This window comes from Rummeliibacillus stabekisii, assembly GCF_007988965.1.
Classification (GTDB): Bacteria; Bacillota; Bacilli; order Bacillales_A; family Planococcaceae; genus Rummeliibacillus; species Rummeliibacillus stabekisii.
This window is the reverse complement of record NZ_BJVD01000004.1, coordinates 183275-203532: the sequence shown is the minus strand read 5'-3', so window position 1 is coordinate 203532 and position 20258 is coordinate 183275. Positions and strand designations below refer to the sequence as shown.

Below are 20258 nucleotides of genomic sequence, written 5' to 3'. Positions count from 1 at the left end.
TCTCGCTATCAACTTAGCGACTTTAATATCTTATCATTATCGCAAGATCGAGTCAACTACTTTTTTAAAATACTTATTTTTCAAAAGTGGCGAACGTCTTAACGACATTACTTACTATAACTTATTTCTTTTCAGTAATCAATAGTTTTTTTGAAATAATTTTCTTCACCTTTGAAATATCAATTACAAACAATGTAATACCGAGAATAACAATGATTCCTCCTAAAACCTGTGTAGCTGTCAAGCTTTCTTTGAAAACAAAGTAGGCAAGGATAGATGCACCAACTGGCTCAAATAAGATTGCAATTGAAATAGCATTTGCAGAAACCCATTTCAGTGCCCAGTTAAACAGATTATGCCCTAGTAAGTTCGGGACAATTGCTAGCATTAAGAACCAAAACCATGTCATAGCTGAATAATGACCAAATGACTCTCCTCTTATTAAATTATAAAATAACAGCGTTACAGCACTTGTTGTATAAACAAGTATAGTATAAGTAGTCAGCGAAACTCTTTTGCGTACTTCTTGGCCAAATAACATGTATCCTGTAACCAAAGCACAAGCAATAAGTGCCAATAGGTCACCATAAAAGGCCAGTCCACCTACTTTAAAGTCTCCCCAGCTAATAAGGACGCTGCCTATGATGGCAATAAGTCCAGCAATCACTGTTTTAAGATAAATAGGTTCCTTAAAGAAAATAAAAGTGCCAGCTATAGCAAACAATGGCTGTAAAGTAACAAGCACCGTGGAACTAGCTACCGATGTATAGCGTAACGAATCAAACCATAGGATAAAATGGAAGGCTAAAAACACACCAGCGATGATCGAAAAAAGCCAATCTCGTTTTTGAATAGTTTTAAGTTCGTGTAAATTGCGTATTAAAAAAGCAGGAGCCATTAACAAGACAGAGAAAAGCATTCTATAAAAAGCAATAATCCCTGAATCTGCTTCAATTAATTTTACCATGATCGCAGAAGTAGCTACGGAAATAACTCCAATCATTATTGCGATTAATGGACGTACTGTTTCTTTGTTCAAATGACTCATCCCCAAGCTGTTATACTAAGAAGTATTACTCTCTTTGTAATTATACAATATCTATTATTCTTACATTAATCTACTATATTCACAAGGTATTTTTGGAAAGGCGGAGACTATCATGTATTCTTATTCACTCGTTGAGCAATCTCTCTCCTATGAGACGATTATTAAATTAATTATTGCCGCTACATTAAGTTTAGGAATAGGCATTGAAAGGGAATTGAAAAAAAAACCTGTTGGATTAAAAACCAGCTTAGTGATATCAACGTTTAGTTGTTTGCTGACTGTCGTTTCCATTGAGGCCGTTTTTAATACAAGGCCAGTACCAGGCGTCAATATTAATATGGATCCATTACGGCTTGCAGCACAAATCGTGAGCGGTATTGGTTTTTTAGGGGCAGGCGTTATTTTACGTAAAGGCAACGACAATATAAGCGGGCTTACAACCGCAGCCATGATATGGGGTGCAGCTGGGATTGGTATCGCCGTTGGGGCTGGTTTCTATTTGCAAGCTATTATTGCAGTCGTAATTGTTTTAATTGGCGTGGAGGGTATTGCTCCCCTCTTCTTTAAAATAGGACCAAAACGACTTCGTGCTAAAGATATTTTTATCACGCTATACTTAAGAGATGCACAAAATATAAAAGATGTTTTACAATATTTAAAAGACGGTGAGATGGAGATAGATCATCTTTGTATAAAGGATGTACGATTGTCCAATAATGAATTACAGCATCAAGTAACATTACGCTGTTCTAGCATATCTAAAAAACTTGATACCCTTTCGTTATACAGCGACATAAAAAAACTTCCTTATACAGAAGAAGTAGAAATTGAAATACTGTCTTAAAGGAGTTCTTTGATGAAAGATTTATGGAAACTTTTAAAGCACGGGAATAAACCTTCCCTACTCGCAGCATTTGTGAATTTGTTCTTAGGCATCATCAAATTAATTGCTTATGTGTTCACAGGAAACGTAGCTATGTTTGCAGAAACGATGCATTCCTTGGGCGATGCAGCTAACCAATTCTTTGTTTTTATCGGCTCTGCCCTATCTAAAAAATCGCCAACTAAGCAATTCCCAAAAGGCTTTGGACGATTGGTCAATCTTGTATGTTTAGGTGCTGTCCTTATCGTCGGCATATTGTCATATGAGACAGTAATAGAAGGCTGGCACCAAATCACCCATCCCGTCGAATCCTCAAAAGTTTGGATTAGTGTGATTGTGTTATTGATTGGTATCGTGTTGGAAGGATCAGTTCTTTTAAAAGCATCTAAGGAAATTGCCCATGATTCAGGTACAAAAGTAAATGCTATGACAGCTATCCCAAAAGCTTTTACACACCTTTCAAGTGCAAGACCAGCAACAAAGTTAGTGTTTATGGAGGATTTAGTCGCTACATCTGGCGGAGTTCTCGCTCTTTTATCTGTTGTAATATCCCATACTACAGGGTTTATGCAAGCGGAAGGTATCGCTTCCATCCTCATCGGCTTGATGATGTTCTATGTAGTGGGTGTTGTATTCCTTGAAAATGCGCGTGGAGTCATCGGTGAAACAGATGAGGAAATGTTAAACCATATCGCTTATCTTGTATTAGATGATCCAAATATAAGAGATATTAAACAGTTAGAAGTAGTAAAAGAAGGAGAATCACTTCATGTTGAATTGATCGCTGAGGTTGATCCTACTTTAAGCTTTGCATATGTGGATGATATACGAGATCATTTAGTTGATATACTGTTATCGCAAAAAAATGTCTCTAAAGTAACTGTCTCATTTGACGAAGATAATGAAGTGAAAGACTGGAAGCATATTGGTGAACGGCCTGATGCTCTAAGCTAAGAATGCGAGAAGAACCTTTCTTCTCGTATTTTTTTGTTTTAAATGTGAATTATTTCATGCTTAATGCAACAAACTAGTAGTGGAGGTGAACAGAATGAGCGGATTACAAAAATTTGCACTTCTAGTGACAGTTATTGGTGCTCTTAATTGGGGCCTAATCGGTATTTTCCAATTTGATGTAGTAGCAACACTATTTGGCGCAGGACAACAAAGCTTTGGTGCACGAGCAATTTATACTCTTGTGGCGATTGCTGGGCTTATTAGTTTAAGTATGTTCTTTGTTTCAGAAAGACGAAACTATCGTGTTGTAAAAAAAGACAATGTACGCCCAATCAGAAACATGTAAATTTGCAATATAAAAAGGAGAACATATAATGAATGTTCTCCTTTTGTTATATTTATACCCAGCCTCTGAAACGTGAAGCCTCTGCAGTTTTTCGCACACCTACCATATATGCAGCCAAACGCATGTCAATATTGCGTGTTTCTGCAACACTATAGACATTATCAAATGCTTCAACCATTTTCTTAAGCAATTTTTCATTTACTTCTTCTTCTGACCAGTAGTAACCTTGATTGTTTTGTACCCATTCAAAGTAAGATACTGTTACGCCACCAGCACTAGCCAATACATCTGGAACTAATAAGATGCCGCGGTCATAAAGAATTTTTGTTGCTTCTGTTGTTGTAGGACCATTTGCTGCTTCTACAACAATTTTAGCTTGGATATTATGCGCATTGTCAGCAGTGATTTGGTTCTCAATAGCTGCAGGCACAAGGATATCACAATCTAATTCAAGCAATTCTTGGTTTGTTATTGTATTTTCAAATAAAGTTGTAACTGTACCAAAGCTATCACGGCGATCCAATAGATAATCAATATCTAAACCTTCTGGATCATGTAAAGCACCGTATGCATCTGAAATAGCAATTACCTTTGCACCTAAGTCACTCATAAATTTAGCTAAGAAGCTACCTGCGTTACCGAAACCTTGAATTACAACACGGGCGCCTTTAATATCGATGTTTTTGCGTTTTGCAGCTTCTTCGATAACAATTGTTACGCCTTGAGCTGTTGCACGGTCACGGCCTTGCGAACCGCCAAGAACAATTGGTTTTCCTGTGATAAAGCCAGGTGAATTAAATTCATCCATACGGCTATATTCATCCATCATCCATGCCATGATTTGTGAGTTGGTAAATACATCCGGAGCCGGAATATCTTTTGTCGGTCCAACGATTTGGCTCGTCGCACGAACATAGCCACGGCTTAAACGTTCTACTTCTCCCATAGACATTTGGCGTGGATCACAGATAACTCCGCCTTTACCACCACCATAAGGTAGATCAACAATACCTGCTTTTAAAGTCATCCACATAGATAAAGCTTTGACTTCTTCCTCTGAAACTTGAGGATGGAAGCGAACACCGCCTTTTGTTGGTCCCACGGCATCGTTATGTTGCGCACGATAGCCAGTAAATACTTTAACAGAACCATCATCCATTTTTACGGGGATACGTACTTCAAGCATACGAAGCGGTTCTTTTAAAAGTTCGTACATTGATTCGTCGTATCCTAATTTTTGAAGTGCTTCTTGGATCACTGCTTGTGTAGATGTAAACAGGTTAAGATTTTCAGCCATTTTGTTTTTTTCGCCTCTTTTATTCATAATAATGGTTAGTGTAGTTCTAGGTGCAAACATTGTAACATAGTTCTACTTCAAAGTTTACTATTATTTTCTTATTTTTTGAAGACTTCACGAATTTTTTCAAGAGCAAAGTCAAGTTCTTCTTTTGTAATAACAAGTGGTGGCGCAAAACGGATTACAGTGTCGTGTGTTTCTTTGCACAACAGCCCTAATTCCATTAGCTTTTCGCAGTAAGGACGAGCTTCTGTAGTTAATTCCATACCGATGAATAAACCACGTCCGCGCACTTCTTTGATGTCCTCATGATCAATTTTCTTCAATTCATCCATGAAGTATTCGCCGTATTCTAATGAACGTTCTGCAAGTTTTTCGTCAAGCAATACATTTAGTGATGCGATTGATACTGCACATGCCATTGGATTACCGCCGAATGTTGAACCATGTGACCCTGGGTTGAAGACGCCTAATACTTCTTTATTTGCTACTACGCAAGAAATTGGGAATACACCGCCACCTAAAGCTTTTCCTAAAATATACATATCAGGATTTACATCTTCCCATTCACAGGCAAACATTTTACCTGTACGTGCAAGACCTGCTTGAATTTCATCCGCAATAAATAGAACGTTATTTTCACGGCAAAGTTCACGAGCAGCTTTTAGGTAACCAGCTGGAGGAATGATAATACCCGCTTCCCCTTGGATAGGTTCAATAATGAATGCAGCTGTGTTTGGTGTAATAGCTGCTTTTAGTGCTTCTAGGTCACCGTAATCAACTAATTTGATACCAGGTAGCAATGGACCAAAACCACGACGGTATTCAGGATCTGATGTTAAAGATACAGCTAGCATCGTACGTCCATGGAAATTGCCGTTGCAAGCAATTACTTCTGCTTTGCCATCTTCTACACCTTTCACATCATATGCCCAGCGGCGAGCAGCTTTGAATGCTGTTTCTACTGCTTCAGCGCCTGTGTTCATTGGCAATACCATTTCTTTTCCAGTCATTTCACTTACCAATTCATACCATGGGCCTAATTGATCACTGTGAAACGCACGTGAAGTTAATGTTACACGATCTGCCTGTTCTTTTAGTGCTTCAATGATTTTCGGGTGGCGATGCCCTTGGTTCACTGCAGAATAAGCAGAAAGCATATCCATGTATTTATTGCCTTCTGGATCTTTAACCCATACACCTTCCGCTTCGGAAATAACGATTGGTAGTGGCATATAGTTTTTTGCACCATATTCATTTGTTTGAGCAATGATTTTGCTTGATGTAGTTGAAGTAGTTGTCATTTCTTTTTCCCCCTTGTTTGAGTGAACGCGCTTACAATCCTCTTTTAGAAGGAAGCAGGCAAACGAGTTTGCCCGCCTCTTCATCTATTACATTATAAAGTTTCAGATACAGATTTAGATTGCATATGCAATGTTAAGAAGTCTGGACCGCCTGCTTTAGAGCAAGTACCTGACATGTTGTAGCCACCAAATGGTTGGTAACCAACAATTGCGCCAGTACATCCACGGTTGAAGTATAGATTTCCAACAAAGAATTCTTCACGTGCTTTTTCTAAATGGTCACGATTTGTTGAGATGACAGCACCTGTTAAACCATATTCAGTGTTGTTTGCAATATCAAGTGCTTCATTGAAATCTTTTGCTTTAGAAATTGCTACGATTGGACCAAAGATTTCTTCTTGCATTACACGTGCATCTGGAGCTACGTCTGCTACAACTGTTGGTTGAACAAAGTAACCAACTGAATCGTCTGCAGTACCGCCTGCTACGATGCGTCCTTCACTGTTAGCCACTTCGAAGTAGCTTGTTACTTTCTTAAATGCTGCTTCATCAATTACTGTAGCCATAAAGTTATTGTGATCTGTTGGATCTCCAACAGTTAATTCTTTTGTAAGTTCTACTACGCGATCAAGAACTTGATCATATACATCTTCGACGATGACAGCACGTGAACATGCAGAACATTTTTGACCACTGAAACCGAAAGCAGATTTAACGATAGATTGTGCAGCTAGCTCAAGGTCAGCCTCTTTATCTACAACAATCGTATCTTTACCACCCATTTCAGCGATAACACGTTTGATCCAAATTTGTCCTTCGTTTTGTACAGCTGCACGTTGGTTGATGCGTAGACCTACATCGCGTGAACCTGTGAAACTTACGAAACGAGTACGTGGATGATCAACTAAGTAATCTCCTACTTCAGCGCCTGGGCCTGGGATGTAGTTTACTACGCCAGCTGGTAGACCTGCTTCTTCAAGGATCTCCATAAATTTATATGCAATTACTGGTGTTGTAGAAGCTGGTTTTAGTAACACTGTATTTCCTGTTACAACTGCAGCTACTGTAGTACCAGCCATAATAGCGAATGGGAAGTTCCATGGTGAGATAACAACGCCAACACCTAATGGAATATAACCAAATTTATTGTATTCGCCAGGACGGCTTTGTACAGGTTTACCATCTTTAAGCGCTAACATTTGACGACCATAGTATTCTAGGAAGTCAATTGCTTCTGCTGTATCTGCATCTGCTTCTACCCATGGTTTACCTGCTTCAAGTGTCATCCATGCAGACATTTCGTGGCGGCGACGTTTTGTAATTGCTGCTGCTTTAAATAGAATATCAGCACGAACTTCTGGCTTTACTTTGCTCCATGTTTTAAATGTTGCATCTGCAACTTGCATTGCTTTTTCAGCGATTTCTTTATTTGCTTTTGAAACGCGACCTACTACTTCAGATTTTTTAGCAGGATTATAAGAGACAATTTTGTCTTCAGTTGTAATTCTTTCTCCCCCAACGATCAATGGATAATCTTGTCCAATTTCGCTTTGTACCTTTTTCAAGGCTACTTCATATGCTTGGCGATTTTCCTCTTTTGAAAAATCTGTTAATGGTTCAGTTGTGTACGGAATCATTTCTTAGTCCTCCTTATGTGAGCGCAAAAAAAATTTGCATTACTTTATCGATTACACTTATAATAATGCAAAATAATATTGCGTTTTTCAAGTAAAAATTTAAAAAAATCTAAAAAAAATTTTTAAGGTGATAAAAATGGAGAATCCAACACAGAATCTTTTGCCGTTTTATCAATTTGCGACAGAGCATGCATCAGTAGGCATTCACGCAGTCGATGCACATGGCAAAACGCTGATTTACAATGAAAAAATGATGGAAATTGAAGGTCTTCACTTAGAAGACGTTCACGATCGATCAATATTAGAGTTGTTTCATTTTGATAAAGAAGATAGTACCCTGCTCAAAGTTTTGCAAAATAAAGAACCTATCCAAAATGTGAAGCAAACTTATTGGAATCAAAATGGACAAGAGATCACAACAATCAATGACACATTTCCCATTATCCAAGATGGAGAATTCATTGGAGCAATTGAGTTTGCACGAGATATTACCACACTAGAAAAACTAGTGTATCAACCCATGAGACGCTACGGTGAATCAATTACTTTTTCACAAATAACTGCGGTTTCAGAACCGATGCAGGAAGTGATTAAAACAGCTAAAAAAGCTGTCGCCGCTCGCCTTCCTGTATTGCTTGTAGGCGAATCTGGCACAGGAAAAGATTTAATTGCTGAAGCCATCCATCATGCCTCAACACGAGCAGCGGGAAATTTCACGACTCTCTTTTGCCAGCGTGCAGATAGAGCAATGATTGAACGCTTGAAGAAACAACTGCAAAAGGCTGAGCCTAGCACTATTTTTTGTGAAAGGATTGAATACTTGCCACTTGATTTGCAGCAAGAGTATTTAACATTAGCCGAAGAATATAAGCAATCATCACACCAATTTATTGCAAGCATTGGAAGTGATCCAATTGATCTTATTGCAACAGGCAAACTGCACAAAGAGCTCTATTACTTTTTTGCCTTAACGATAATAGTTCCGCCATTAAACACACGAAGAGAAGATATAAAGCCATTCGTAAATGACTATTTACGAAGGTATAGCAATCGCTTTAGAAGAACGGTGAGTGGCTTGAGTACAGAAGTAGAGCAACTATTCATGGAATATGATTGGCCAGGAAATTTGAAGGAATTAGAAATACTGCTCGACGATATTATGTCTATGGTTACGAACGAAGATGAAATCACCTATGAATTGCTACCACTCCATTTCAAATGGAAAACACAAACATACAGTTCTTCTTCAAAAAGTGCAGACTATTTTGTCGTACAGCAAGAAAAAGAACTACTTCCACTTGATGACTACTTGAGAGAAGCAGAAGAATATTATTTAAATAAAGTAATGGAAAAATATAATCACAATATTACCCAAGCTTCAGCCGCTCTCGGCATGAGCAGGCAGAATCTGCAATACCGTCTTCGCAAAATAAGAAAATAATCTTCTTCGGTGGTTTGTAGCCTACAACTTCCTAGTAAGGCTTGAGAAGAAGTTTCCCCAATTTGCAATCCGAAAAAAAAGCTAATTCGCAAAATAATATGCGAATTAGCTTTTTTACTTAATACCTGATTCTTCAATCCAATCACGAAGCTTAACCTTTAACGAGTTAAATCCAACTGAATCACTTTCATCTACACGGTCTTGAAGCGATTTGCGTGGGACTGCTTCTTTTTTTCTCATAGGTGGACGCTCTTTTAATGCACGAATAGATAGGCTGATTTTTTTTGCGTCATCATCTACTTCTAAAACTTTTACTTCTACTGTTTGTCCAATTGTCAGAAAATCAGAAATTTCTTTCACAAAACCATACGTGATCTCTGAAATATGCACAAGCCCTTGGGTCGTCTCGTCTAATGCAACAAATGCGCCATATGGCTGAATACCAGTTACTTTTCCTGTAAGCACATCTCCTACTTTATATTTTTTCGCCATAATCCTTCCTACTTTCCGTGACTTCTATATACATTTTTTCAACAAAATTATAGCATAGACCGTTATGTCGAGCAAAAATTCCTCATTTTTGAAAAGAATCCTAAGAAGTATATAATCACTTACTTTTTGGATGGCTACAGCCAGTTTGTAATTGTTTGGCTCAACAACAATGAATATTCAGCTTTGTTATTTTTTTATAAACTTCAGTACTTTCTAATAAATTATTGTTGTAAAATAAAACAATCCTTACTTGAAAGGAGGACACAAAACGTGTCCAATAGGGATCAATTCGCATCAAAATCAGTTTTATACTGGTCGCTACGGGAAGTGCGATAGGCTTAGGCGCTATTTTGAAATTCCCCTACATGACTGGCAATAATGGCGGCTGGATATTGAGTATCTTATGCGGACGATATCATTCAAGCTTACCAGCACAAGCCAAACCTTTTATAGCCATCTTTTCACTACTCTTACCCAAAATCTGTGAGAAGTAGTCATTATTTATGATCTTGACAATTTGGATTGTACTAGGAGGGGTGAAAAACGGTATTGAAAAAGCAAGTAAATGGATGATACCGATATTATTCATGTTTTTCATTGTCCTTGCTGTCCGTTCAATCACACTAGACGGTGCATTTGAAGAAATTAAATTCATGTTTGTCCCAGATTGGTCATATCATACTGGGAAAACATTTTTGTTGGCGATGGGACAAGCCTTCTTTAAGTGTCCTTTATTGTCTTGCAAGCTGTTTTTCAACAAATTCCTTTTGATTCTGTATTTTTTATTGGATTCTTGGTTCTTTTGCTATTCCAATTGCTTCATCGTGTTTATACAAGAAATCTACGAAAACTTCTTTAAGTAGCTTTTAGTAGATTATCAGTGTGTTTGAATTACGCTAGAATTATGTATAAATTGTGAATAGTGAGAGTTGCCATGAAACATATTTTTGATTAAAGGAATTACATGTTATACTATTATTAGGTAATAAATGAGAAGTTTCCCTATTATTTTGATGATAGGACTGCATTATGATTCATCAGATATTGGTAAGACTTCACATGAAGCTCCAATGAGTGGGTGTTTTACTCCCCCACAAAGTAGAGAAAAATTTCCGACAAGGGGTGCTGTTTTATGCAAGATCATCTTTCAACACAATTAGCAAAGTTGAGACAAGAACGTAATCTGACGCTTGATCAATTATCTTTAAAAACTCGAGTAGGCGTTGAAAAATTAGCGCGCTTTGAATCAGGTGAAGAAGTACCTTCAACTCAGACGTTATTAATATTATCAAATGCGCTTGAAGTCCCAGTATCTAATTTAGTAGATGGCCTTACACAGGATGCAGAATAAAAACTTCGCTTAGCAGGTTATTTCCTATAAGTGTATGAAATTAATCGCGAATTAAGGGCACTTACCCCCACTATTTGAATTGTGGGGTCAAAAGCTCGTTCATTCGCCAATAATAAAAAACCAATGAAAACAATTCACTTGTTTTCATTGGTTTTTTTCTTTAGATATAAAGCAGATTCACTTATACTATGCATTTCGCTTCAAATTTAATAGCCAATAGCTTGTACGAAATCTCAACACACTTCTCGATTGGAATCCATTGCTCAAATGACTGTTCATATATATGCTGAATTTTTTTGCCCAATTCAGAAGGATCATCAATATATTGCAGGGCCGCTACTACATCCGCTGCCTCTGTATCATAGCGAAAATCTTTCATATTAAATGGATTCCAAGCCTCTAATGTAAGAATGGCTTTTCTATTCATTTCGATATTTTCCATCGTTTTTCACCTTATTTGCTTTCTTATTCTATTGGATATGATAACATAATTGTAAAAAAAGAAAAGGGGAATTGTTTTGAGCATATTAGATCAGATAGAAAATAGATCTCTTACAAACTCAGTAAAATGGGATCGAATGGCTGAAATTTATCAATTAGAAGACCCGAATGATATACTGCCGATGTGGATTGCAGATATGGACTTTGCTGCGCCTGCCGTTTTAATTGATGCGTTTAAAAAACGCCTTGAGCACCCTGTTTTTGGCTATACATTTGAAGATGCAGAAGGTACTCAGGCTTTTGTTGACTGGGCCAAAAAACGTCATGGTTTTACAATTGACCCATCGTGGATTTTATATCAGCAAGGGGTAGTACCGGCCATTGCAGCAGTTGTAGAAACATTTACAAAGGAAAATGAAGCGGTCATCATCACGCCACCCATCTATCCCCCATTCTTCAATGTACCAAAGAATTTAAATCGTACGGTAAAAGAATGCCCATTGAATGAGGTAGACGGCGTATACAGCTTTGATTTTGAAAAGTTTGACAATATGACACAACAGGAAGATGTAAAACTGTTTATCCTATGCCACCCTCATAATCCTGGCGGCTTTGAGTGGTCTATCGAAACTCTTCAAGAAATCATCAGCATTTGCGAGAAAAACAATGTGCTAATTCTCTCAGATGAAATCCATGCGGACCTTATATTGGATGGTCGAAAACATACACCTCTTGCTCAAGTTGCAGGCGATGCTAAAAATAGAATCATCACATGTATGGCACCGACTAAAACCTTCAATATCGCAGGTATCCAAGTAGCCATGATGATTGTCTCAGATGAAGAATTGCGAGCGCGGTTGCGAGAACATATGGTGAAGCATGCTCAAATGAGCTTAAATATTTTTGCCGGTGTGGCACTAAAAGCTTTGTATTCAAAAGAAGGAGAAGAATGGCTAGAACAATTGCTACCCTATATTTCTGAAAATATGGACCTTGCCATTAGCCGTTTAACTGAAATCGAAGGCATTCATATTTATAAACCGAATGCTACATACTTGCTGTGGATTGATTACCGAAAGACAGGCAAAACAGAGGAGGAAATCATGGATTTGCTACTCACAAAAGGGCGATTGGCTCTTGAGCCTGGTTCTAAATACGGCGAACAAGGCAAAGGTTTTTTGCGCATGAATGTCAGCTGCCCTCGTTCACTAGTAGAAGAGGGAATAAAACGGTTCACCCATGCCTTAACATAATAAAAACTCCTGTATTAGTTTTTTACGACTAATACAGGAGTTCTTTTAATGCTGTTTTGAGGAGTTTTTGTCTCTTGCAATTTTTTCTTCCAGTTCTTTTGTCTTCTCGGCATCTCTTCTTGCTTTTCTTCTAAAAAAGTTAAAAACAAGAACACATAACACTAGAATAATAGCTAGCTCAATAACGGCTGGTATATATTCTGACTTATCTTCTGGAAAATAAAGGAATTCGTTTAATATCCATGCATTCATTTAGTGAACGCCCCTTGTTATTTTTCGACTACTTTAATTGATTGGATGACAATATCTTCTACTGGCTTGTCTTGGAAGCCTACTTTTGCATCTGCAATTTTATCGACGATATCCATGCCTTCTACAACTTGTCCAAACACAGTGTGCTTGCCGTCTAACCATGGAGTGCCTCCGCGCTCTTTATAAGCTTGGATTACTTCTTCTGGGAATCCAGCATCTTGCATTTGGCCAATCATATTTGCTGGCACTTCAGACATGTGCACGATAAAGAATTGGCTGCCGTTTGTATTTGGACCAGCATTTGCCATAGAAAGCGCACCGCGAATATTCATTAATTCAGGGTTAAATTCATCTTCAAATGAGCTACCATAAATACTTTCTCCACCCATACCTGTACCAGTTGGGTCTCCACCTTGAATCATGAAATCTTTAATGACACGGTGGAAAATGATTCCTTCATAGTAACCATTTTTAGCATGTGTTAAGAAGTTTTCAACTGTTTTAGGCGCCAACTCAGGGAATAATTTGATTTTAACGCTGCCTTGGTTCGTGTTCATTTCAACTAATACTTCATTGTCAGCTACTTCATTTGACAACTGTGGGTACAAATTTGACATATTCGCATCTCCTTAAGATTAAATGTTTGTTAATTAAGTTGTGGGGAAAGATACATATATCGTTCCAGTAAATAAACAACTATCATATAGCAATCCTAGTCTATCATAACTAACTTTTTTTTTCATTAGCATTGCTGATGGAAGGATTTAATTTGTATTAATATTACAGAAAGTAGTGAGTATATGAATCCAAAACAAAAACACAATTTTATCATCATGTGGATTTCCAATATGCTTGTTTCCGGAACAACAACGATGATCATGCCTTTTCTTTCGTTGTATATCAACACATTAGGCAACTTTACAGAAGCATACGTTCAAAAATGGTCTGGCTTGATTTTTGGCTCTACCTTTATCACGGCTTTTTTAATGTCTCCCATATGGGGGCGCATTGCTGACCGCTTTGGCTATAAGCCGATTTTGATTATTAACGGTATAGGTCTGTCTGTCAGTATATTCTTTATGGGACATGTTCAAAATGTAGAACAGTTCTTTTTCCTTCGATTGGCCATGGGGGTAGTAACTGGGTTTATCCCAACATCACTAGCCTTTATTAGCTCACAAACACCCAAGGAATCAGCTGGGAAGATTTTAGGGACATTACAAATGGGAAGTGTCACTGGTTCTTTGTTTGGACCTATTGTCGGCGGTTTGCTAGCCGATTCATTTGGCTTTAAATACACCTTCTATATCACTTCTGCTTCTATTGCTACTGCAACCTTACTTGTCATCACGCTTGTCCATGAAATCCGCAAGAAAAGAAAGGTTAATGCTGTCCATTATACACAATTGGAAGTATTACGTGGTATCACTAAACACCGTCTATTATTTAATGTTATGTTAATTACAGCTCTTATTCAGATCGGGAACTTTAGTATTCAGCCGCTATTGTCACTTTATGTATCAGAACTAACTACCACAACTGCCCAATTGACATTCCTTTCAGGGCTGACGTTCAGCGCAACAGGTCTAGGAAACCTGCTGTTTGCTCGTATTTGGGGGCGGCTCGGAGATCATATTGGATATGAAAAAGTTATGCTTATGCTTCTATTAATAGCCGTAGTCTTTATGGTACCGCAAGCCATGGTAACCGCTTTATGGCAACTCGTTATACTTCGATTCTTATACGGAATTGCAATGGGTGGATTGATACCTGCCACAACTGCCTTAATCCGTAGAGAAGCGCCAGTAGTGGTACAAGGCGAAGTGATGGGCTATAATACCAGCTTCCGCTTTTTAGGAAATATCATTGGTCCTGTGTTTGGTGGAATAGTCAGTGGTATTTTTGGCATCTCTTCTGTCTTTTATGTAACTGGTGCCTTATTTGTTATCGCTTGGTTTACCCTTCATTTTGCTCGAAAAAAGGCTGTTCAGCATTTGGAAGATATACTGGAACAAAAATAATTAGAATCTACTGCTACTCGCGAAGGAAATATGCTATTCTTTTAAATGGCTTAATACCCATATTTAAAGAATAAAGGAGAAAATTTCGTGCGAAGAGCAGTAGGTTTTTTTATTGTTTTATGCAGTCTGCCTTTGCTATTTATTCTTATCGGAAAGATTTCAGAAGAAATGCAGACAGCCGAAGCTTTTGAAAAAGAATTCACCTCTACTATAAAATTGGAGGCACCCAATATATTGAATCCTACTGTTTTAAAGGATCGGGACCACAAAACTTTTTCAGAGGAATATACAGAATGGAGAAAACCGCTCTTATTATCGGATATACCTACATTTATGCAACAGCTGTTCATAAATAGCGAGGATGCGGATTTCTATGAACATATTGGCTTTGACCTATCAGGCATTGCCAGAGCATTTGTCCAAAATAATGAAAACGGCAGTGCTTCTCAAGGCGGCAGCACCATTACGCAACAGTTAGTCCGCATGCGTTACTTGTCTCAGGAAAAAACATATGAGCGAAAATTACTTGAAATTTTTTACGCCTACGAGCTTGAACGTAAAACATCAAAAGATGAAATACTTAATATGTACTTAAATGAAATGTATTTTGCGAATGGCGCATATGGTGTAAACGGTGCTGCTACCTATTACTTTAATAAGCCCGTTACCCATTTATCCAAAGCTCAGATGGCCTTTATAGCAGCCATACCGAATAATCCTACAATATATGATCCGCTTCGCCATTTTGAAAACACGAAAAAAAGGCAAGAGCGCTTACTAGATAAAATGGCTGAAAAAGGGATTATGAGCCAACAAGAAGCCCAAAAAATGAAACGAGAAAAAATTACTTTCGCCTTAAAAAGAAAAATGCAGCTCTACCCTGCCTATAGCACCTATGTGATCAACGAATTTCGTTCACTCGTTGCCTCTAAGGAAGGCTATACGAAAGAACGCCAGTTGGCTAGAACACCGCTCGAGCGCAAAAAAGTAGAAGCAAAACTATCAAAGCGCGTCAACCATTTGCTGAATAAAGGGCTTGTTATTGAGACAGCTTTATCTCCTACTAAACAAGCAATGGATACAACAGCAATTGATGACCTATTAACTCACTATGGCACCCTTCAATCATCTGCAGTGGTTATCGATAATGATACCCGTGAGATTGTGAGTATTTATGGCGGAAAGCATTATAGAAAGTATGACTTTAACCGCAGTTACCAAGCGGCCCGGCAACCAGGATCAGCATTCAAACCGCTTATCGATTATGCACCGTATTTTGAAAAGACGAAAGCAACACCTAATACAATTGTGAGCGGAGCTCCTTATTGTATTGGCAATTACTGTCCCAAAAACTATGGTGGTCAAGTACTTGGCAATGTGACCATCCAACAAGCCTTTAGATATAGCTACAATACAGTAGCTATCCGGTTATTAGCACAAGTAGGGATAGCCCCAGCTTTCCAATACTTAAAGCCACTCCATTTACCAATCGGTAAAGAGGATTATGAATATCCATCTGCTCTTGGAGGCTTGACACACGGCCTTACCACTGCAGATCTAGCAAGTGCCTATACGAGCTTTATAGATGGAGATTATCGGACACCACACACAATTCGGAGTGTGAAAGACCAAAACGGCCACCTCTTATATAAATGGAAAAGTCCTACGAGGACTGTCTGGTCTCCAAGCACTGTTGAACATATCCGCTTTTTAATGGCTGATGTTGTTAAGAACGGGACAGGTGTTGGTATTCATGTAGATGCTCCTTATGTAGGTGCGAAAACAGGTACTACAAACGATTATCGTGATTACTGGCTCGCTGGTTTGACCGACCGTTATACCGCTGCTGTATGGATTGGCTATGACCAACCGCAAAACATGCAAGCATTAGAATCTGCTAAAGTCCATCACCGCATTTTCTCAAAAATCATGCAACCATAAAAAGAGCACGTTGAATGGTCAAACATCATTCAATGTGCTCTTTCCTTACCTTATGAAAATGGCAAACTCGAAACAATGCCGTTGTATAGTTTAAATACGACATAGACAATCAATGCTAAAAAGATAAGCCAAATAGTTAATTCAAAAAGCATTACACCGACTGTCGCGCCAAGAGTCATATGGTTGCTCAGTTTGTAGATGACATAAACAAAATAAATAAACACGGTCAAGATAAAAATAAGTGCCAATAGCCAAAAAGACGAAATTCCTACCGCAGAAGCAATGCCACCAAAGAAAAAAATAACATACCCCCCACGTGCTTCATGCACCGTCTTGCCTTCCGCATCCTTTGAGAAAAATAGCATGGCTAATTCATGAATTGTCTCACCTATTAATTTTAATGCAGCTAGCACCATAAAATAAACTAAAGCAAAGACAATCAATAGAAAAATACGCAGTTGGATTTCTGATAAAAACTCTCGCATTCCTGAATAAATCCCTACTGATTTAAATAAAGTTAGAGATTCAGTCACTGTAAAAAGCCCGAAGGTCAAACTAAATAATATAATGGTTATGAACGGCAAATATCCGTAAACATATGGGTTTCTCATTTCAATAAATTCCTTTAATCAATCGATTTTTCACACTATACCATAATAGCTAATTTTACCCGTTGCTTTCAACCCATCTATATGTAAAGTTTGGTAAACTAAAAAGCTTCCATCCTATCAAACAATGATAGAATAGAAACTTTTTATTTTTACCACCAGTAAGGTCTTCTATAAATAGGATAGTATGGTCTACGATATACTGGATACGGACGGAAAGCCGAGCCCACAAAACTACCTAAAAAACCACCTAAGAACGGCCCGCCGAAACCTCCATAACCAAACCCGAATGGATACATCATGCTCCCTCCTCTCTGTATTATCTTATGAGAAGAGATAGTGCTTGATTAGGATTTGGCCTATTTATTCCTCTGTACTATTAGCGAGTTGATCAATAAATGTTGCGAGGGTTCTTACCATAACGCCTGTGCCGCCTTTAGGACCGAAATCATATGCACTCATCGCATCTGAAGTCCCTGCGATATCTAAGTGAATCCACGGTGTGTCGCCAACGAATTCACCGATAAATCCGCCACCAAAAATCATGTGGCCATCACCGCCAGGAGAATTATTCAAATCTGCCACATCACTTTTCCGAATACGCTTTTTATCATTTTCTGTTAAAGGAAGCTGCCATACAAATTCGTCTGTTTTGTTTGCCGCTTCTACAAAAGAACGATAGAAGGCTTCATCATTAGTAAGAGCACCCGTTTTATCATAACCAAGTGCAGTGATTACGCCACCTGTAAGAGTCGCTAAATCAATGAGCGTATTAGCGCCTTGTTGTTTCGCATAAGCTACTGCATCTGCAAGTACAAGACGGCCTTCTGCATCTGTATTCAAAATTTCTACTGTTTTGCCGCTGAAAGTAGTAATGACATCATCCGGCTTAAACGCCTCGCCAGAAATCATGTTGTCGGTAGATCCAATGACGCCAATAACATTCTTGTTTGGACGCATTTCACCGACAATACGCATAGCACCAAGAACGGCAGCTGCTCCGCCCATATCACCTTTCATGCCAACAATGCCTGTTTTTGTTTTAAGAGAGTAACCGCCAGTATCAAATGTTACACCTTTACCGACCAGTCCAATGACATCTTCCCATTGTTCTGTTGCTTGGTATTTCAATGTAATCATGCGCGGCTCTTCTTTTGATCCTTTGTTGACAGCAAGAATTGCACCCATGCCCAATTCTTCTAGCTGGGCTTTATCTAAAATTTCTACTTCCAAATTATATTCTTTTGCCAATTCAACTGCATAGTCTGCTAATTTTGTAGATGTCAGTAAATTCCCAGGCTTATTGATCAGTGTACGCGCCTCATTTACAGCAGTTGCATAGACCTCTCCTTTATGAAACCCAGCGAATAATTTTTCAGGTTCTCCATCTGTAATAAAGCTGATTTGTTCAATTGTGATATCCTGCTCATTGCTTGTGGTTTTATAATTTTCAACAGTATAACTCCCCATCACAATGCCTTCTGCAGCCAAATTAGAAACTTCTTCAGGAAGAATTTCATCTGTTGCAAAAGAGTCTGCCCATAGGGAAATTTTACTTGCTTTCATCTTATGTAGAGCTTTTCCTGCTAAACCAAATCCCGCGCGTAATGTTTCCTTTGAAAGGGATTTACGATTGCCAAGCCCGATAAACAAAAGACGTTTTACCTTTGCTTCTTTTGTAAATACAGGAATCTTTGTAATTGATTTTGTATCTGTTTGTATATCGCCGCTTTTTACCCATTCTTCCATGGGTTTACCAAAGAATTGTACAAAATCAGACCATTTTTCTACATTTTCTTGATTTTTTGACACACCAACAATCAGAACGTCCGAATCTACAGTCGCAAAGCTTTTGATTTCTTGTGTAATCTGCATATTTTTCACTCTTTTCTATTATTATTTTCTCAATTCATTATAGCAAAGTATTTCAATTTACGAAATGTTCGCAATAGGGTTGCTTAGAAATGAAGTAGAAAAAGCCTTATGGTATAGTAAAGATATAACTGCTAAAAGGTGATGATATATTTGGAATTTTTACAAAGCACACCATTAATATCGGCTTTACTGGCCATTTTTATCGCACAGTTTGTGAAAATCCCTATTCACTTTATAGCAACAAGGGAAGTAGACTTTGGCCTATTCACATCTACAGGAGGCATGCCGAGCTCGCATTCCGCGGCTGTATCATCTCTTACAACCGCTATTGCATTTGAACACGGTATTACATCCTCACTCTTTGCTGTTTCAGCTGTCTTTTCCATTATTGTCATGTTTGATGCTACAGGCATTCGTTATCAGGCAGGACAGCAAGCTATTGTCATTAATCAAATGCGTAAGGATTTGCAAACCTTTGTCGAAAAGGCAAAGACGTTACCAGAAAAAAATGGTCAGGAAAAGATGGAAGATTTGAAAACATTGCTTGGCCACCGTCCGATTGAAGTCTTTTTCGGCTGCTTATTGGGCATACTCTTATCTTGTATCATTTATTACTTTTAATTGCCCATATAAAAAGAGATGTCAAACGCCATTCCTCTGGCGTTTGACATCTCTTTTCGATTTTAACGATATAGATTACATAATTAAAACATTTGATAGCCCATTTTACGCAGAATCTTCATGACAATTCCTGCAATAATAGCCCCAACTAACCCGCTAGCAAGAATTAAAATATCAGCGAGTTGCAAAGATGCCAAGCGGTGGCCCAATGCTGGAAATGCTGTGCCCGCTTTGAAGAAATAATCTAAAAAGCTTACATTATCTACAATAAAGATCACGACAATGGGATATAAGAATGCCATAAACCATGTAGCACGCAGCAACATATTTAGCAAGAAGCCGATGCCAAAAAACATTACTATAAAAATGAGCATCGATAGTATTAATTGGATAATTGAAAATCCACCAGTCATCTGTTTATTCCTCCATATTCTCTCACATTAGTGTAACTGATAGAGAGAACTGTTTCAATGACTTGGTGGTTTTTTCTTAC

At 38.2% G+C, this 20258-nt stretch carries 22 protein-coding genes; 10 read left to right on the top strand and 12 right to left on the bottom strand.

The genetic code is table 11. The features are described 5' to 3' along the window. Positions 1–121: 121 nt before the first annotated feature. Entirely contained in the window at positions 122–1039 is a 918-nt protein-coding gene (locus RST01_RS10180) for a DMT family transporter (RefSeq protein WP_147196462.1), read from the bottom strand. Positions 1040–1160: 121 nt separating this feature from the next. Here RST01_RS10180 and RST01_RS10175 point away from each other — a divergent pair, with 121 nt between their 5' ends. The 3 genes from RST01_RS10175 to RST01_RS10165 all read left to right on the top strand — a co-directional run bounded on the left by RST01_RS10175 (position 1161) and on the right by RST01_RS10165 (position 3231). Beyond that, positions 1161–1892, top strand: coding sequence for an MgtC/SapB family protein (locus RST01_RS10175; protein ID WP_066789149.1), 732 nt, complete (start codon positions 1161–1163; stop codon positions 1890–1892). Positions 1893–1904: 12 nt separating this feature from the next. After that, on the top strand, positions 1905–2885 hold the full coding sequence (locus RST01_RS10170; RefSeq protein WP_147196460.1) for a cation diffusion facilitator family transporter: 981 nt from the start codon (positions 1905–1907) through the stop codon (positions 2883–2885). A gap of 94 nt (positions 2886–2979) precedes the next feature. Further along, the gene (locus RST01_RS10165; protein WP_066789153.1) at positions 2980–3231 is read left to right on the top strand and encodes a DUF378 domain-containing protein; all 252 of its coding nucleotides are present in this window, start codon (positions 2980–2982) and stop codon (positions 3229–3231) included. Between the two features lie 52 nt (positions 3232–3283). Here the strand turns inward: RST01_RS10165 and RST01_RS10160 are convergent, their stop codons facing one another. The 3 genes from RST01_RS10160 to pruA all read right to left on the bottom strand — a co-directional run bounded on the left by RST01_RS10160 (position 3284) and on the right by pruA (position 7469). Beyond that, positions 3284–4528: a Glu/Leu/Phe/Val family dehydrogenase gene (locus RST01_RS10160; protein WP_147196458.1), complete on the bottom strand. Its 1245-nt coding sequence runs from the start codon at positions 4526–4528 to the stop codon at positions 3284–3286. Between the two features lie 98 nt (positions 4529–4626). Beyond that, positions 4627–5832, bottom strand: coding sequence for an ornithine--oxo-acid transaminase (locus RST01_RS10155; RefSeq protein ID WP_147196456.1), 1206 nt, complete (start codon positions 5830–5832; stop codon positions 4627–4629). A 92-nt stretch (positions 5833–5924) separates the two neighbouring features. After that, positions 5925–7469, bottom strand: a complete 1545-nt coding sequence (gene pruA, locus RST01_RS10150; protein WP_147196454.1) for an L-glutamate gamma-semialdehyde dehydrogenase — start codon at positions 7467–7469, stop codon at positions 5925–5927. A gap of 136 nt (positions 7470–7605) precedes the next feature. On the opposite strand from pruA, the gene RST01_RS10145 reads away from it, so the two are divergent. Continuing rightward, positions 7606–8910, top strand: a complete 1305-nt coding sequence (locus RST01_RS10145; RefSeq protein WP_147196452.1) for an AAA-type ATPase lid domain-containing protein — start codon at positions 7606–7608, stop codon at positions 8908–8910. 114 nt (positions 8911–9024) lie between these two features. Here RST01_RS10145 and yugI read toward each other — a convergent pair whose 3' ends face one another. Further along, positions 9025–9402 carry a S1 domain-containing post-transcriptional regulator GSP13 gene (gene yugI, locus RST01_RS10140; protein ID WP_066789162.1) on the bottom strand — a complete coding sequence of 126 codons (378 nt, stop codon included), beginning with the start codon at positions 9400–9402 and terminating at the stop codon, positions 9025–9027. Between the two features lie 536 nt (positions 9403–9938). Between yugI and RST01_RS16180 the strand changes: the two genes are divergently transcribed. Further along, entirely contained in the window at positions 9939–10265 is a 327-nt protein-coding gene (locus tag RST01_RS16180; protein ID WP_244946694.1) for a hypothetical protein, read from the top strand. A 269-nt stretch (positions 10266–10534) separates the two neighbouring features. Beyond that, positions 10535–10753, top strand: coding sequence for a helix-turn-helix domain-containing protein (locus RST01_RS10130; protein WP_066789168.1), 219 nt, complete (start codon positions 10535–10537; stop codon positions 10751–10753). A 181-nt stretch (positions 10754–10934) separates the two neighbouring features. On the opposite strand, the gene RST01_RS10125 is transcribed toward RST01_RS10130, so the two are convergent. Continuing rightward, a complete protein-coding gene (locus RST01_RS10125; protein ID WP_147196450.1) occupies positions 10935–11195 on the bottom strand; it encodes a DUF1871 family protein in 261 nt (86 codons plus the stop codon). 76 nt (positions 11196–11271) lie between these two features. Here RST01_RS10125 and RST01_RS10120 point away from each other — a divergent pair, with 76 nt between their 5' ends. Next, positions 11272–12447 (top strand): MalY/PatB family protein, encoded by a 1176-nt coding sequence (locus RST01_RS10120; RefSeq protein WP_147196448.1) that lies wholly within the window; start codon positions 11272–11274, stop codon positions 12445–12447. 45 nt (positions 12448–12492) lie between these two features. On the opposite strand, the gene RST01_RS10115 is transcribed toward RST01_RS10120, so the two are convergent. Further along, positions 12493–12699, bottom strand: a complete 207-nt coding sequence (locus tag RST01_RS10115) for a hypothetical protein (protein ID WP_066789177.1) — start codon at positions 12697–12699, stop codon at positions 12493–12495. Between the two features lie 17 nt (positions 12700–12716). Beyond that, the gene (locus tag RST01_RS10110; protein ID WP_066791907.1) at positions 12717–13307 is read right to left on the bottom strand and encodes a peptidylprolyl isomerase; all 591 of its coding nucleotides are present in this window, start codon (positions 13305–13307) and stop codon (positions 12717–12719) included. Positions 13308–13499: 192 nt separating this feature from the next. On the opposite strand from RST01_RS10110, the gene RST01_RS10105 reads away from it, so the two are divergent. Next, the gene (locus RST01_RS10105) at positions 13500–14720 is read left to right on the top strand and encodes an MFS transporter (RefSeq protein WP_147196444.1); all 1221 of its coding nucleotides are present in this window, start codon (positions 13500–13502) and stop codon (positions 14718–14720) included. An 87-nt stretch (positions 14721–14807) separates the two neighbouring features. Beyond that, entirely contained in the window at positions 14808–16661 is a 1854-nt protein-coding gene (locus RST01_RS10100) for a transglycosylase domain-containing protein (protein WP_147196441.1), read from the top strand. A gap of 50 nt (positions 16662–16711) precedes the next feature. Here the strand turns inward: RST01_RS10100 and RST01_RS10095 are convergent, their stop codons facing one another. The 3 genes from RST01_RS10095 to RST01_RS10090 form a co-directional block, all read right to left on the bottom strand. Then, positions 16712–17272 carry a DUF5366 family protein gene (locus tag RST01_RS10095; protein ID WP_147196439.1) on the bottom strand — a complete coding sequence of 187 codons (561 nt, stop codon included), beginning with the start codon at positions 17270–17272 and terminating at the stop codon, positions 16712–16714. A gap of 149 nt (positions 17273–17421) precedes the next feature. Beyond that, positions 17422–17568, bottom strand: coding sequence for a hypothetical protein (locus RST01_RS16000; RefSeq protein ID WP_184117587.1), 147 nt, complete (start codon positions 17566–17568; stop codon positions 17422–17424). 64 nt (positions 17569–17632) lie between these two features. Further along, positions 17633–19144, bottom strand: coding sequence for a leucyl aminopeptidase (locus RST01_RS10090; RefSeq protein WP_147196437.1), 1512 nt, complete (start codon positions 19142–19144; stop codon positions 17633–17635). Between the two features lie 150 nt (positions 19145–19294). Here RST01_RS10090 and RST01_RS10085 point away from each other — a divergent pair, with 150 nt between their 5' ends. After that, positions 19295–19765, top strand: a complete 471-nt coding sequence (locus tag RST01_RS10085) for a divergent PAP2 family protein (protein WP_260320795.1) — start codon at positions 19295–19297, stop codon at positions 19763–19765. Positions 19766–19848: 83 nt separating this feature from the next. Here the strand turns inward: RST01_RS10085 and RST01_RS10080 are convergent, their stop codons facing one another. Next, the gene (locus RST01_RS10080) at positions 19849–20178 is read right to left on the bottom strand and encodes a YuiB family protein (protein WP_066789191.1); all 330 of its coding nucleotides are present in this window, start codon (positions 20176–20178) and stop codon (positions 19849–19851) included. Positions 20179–20258 lie beyond the last annotated feature (80 nt).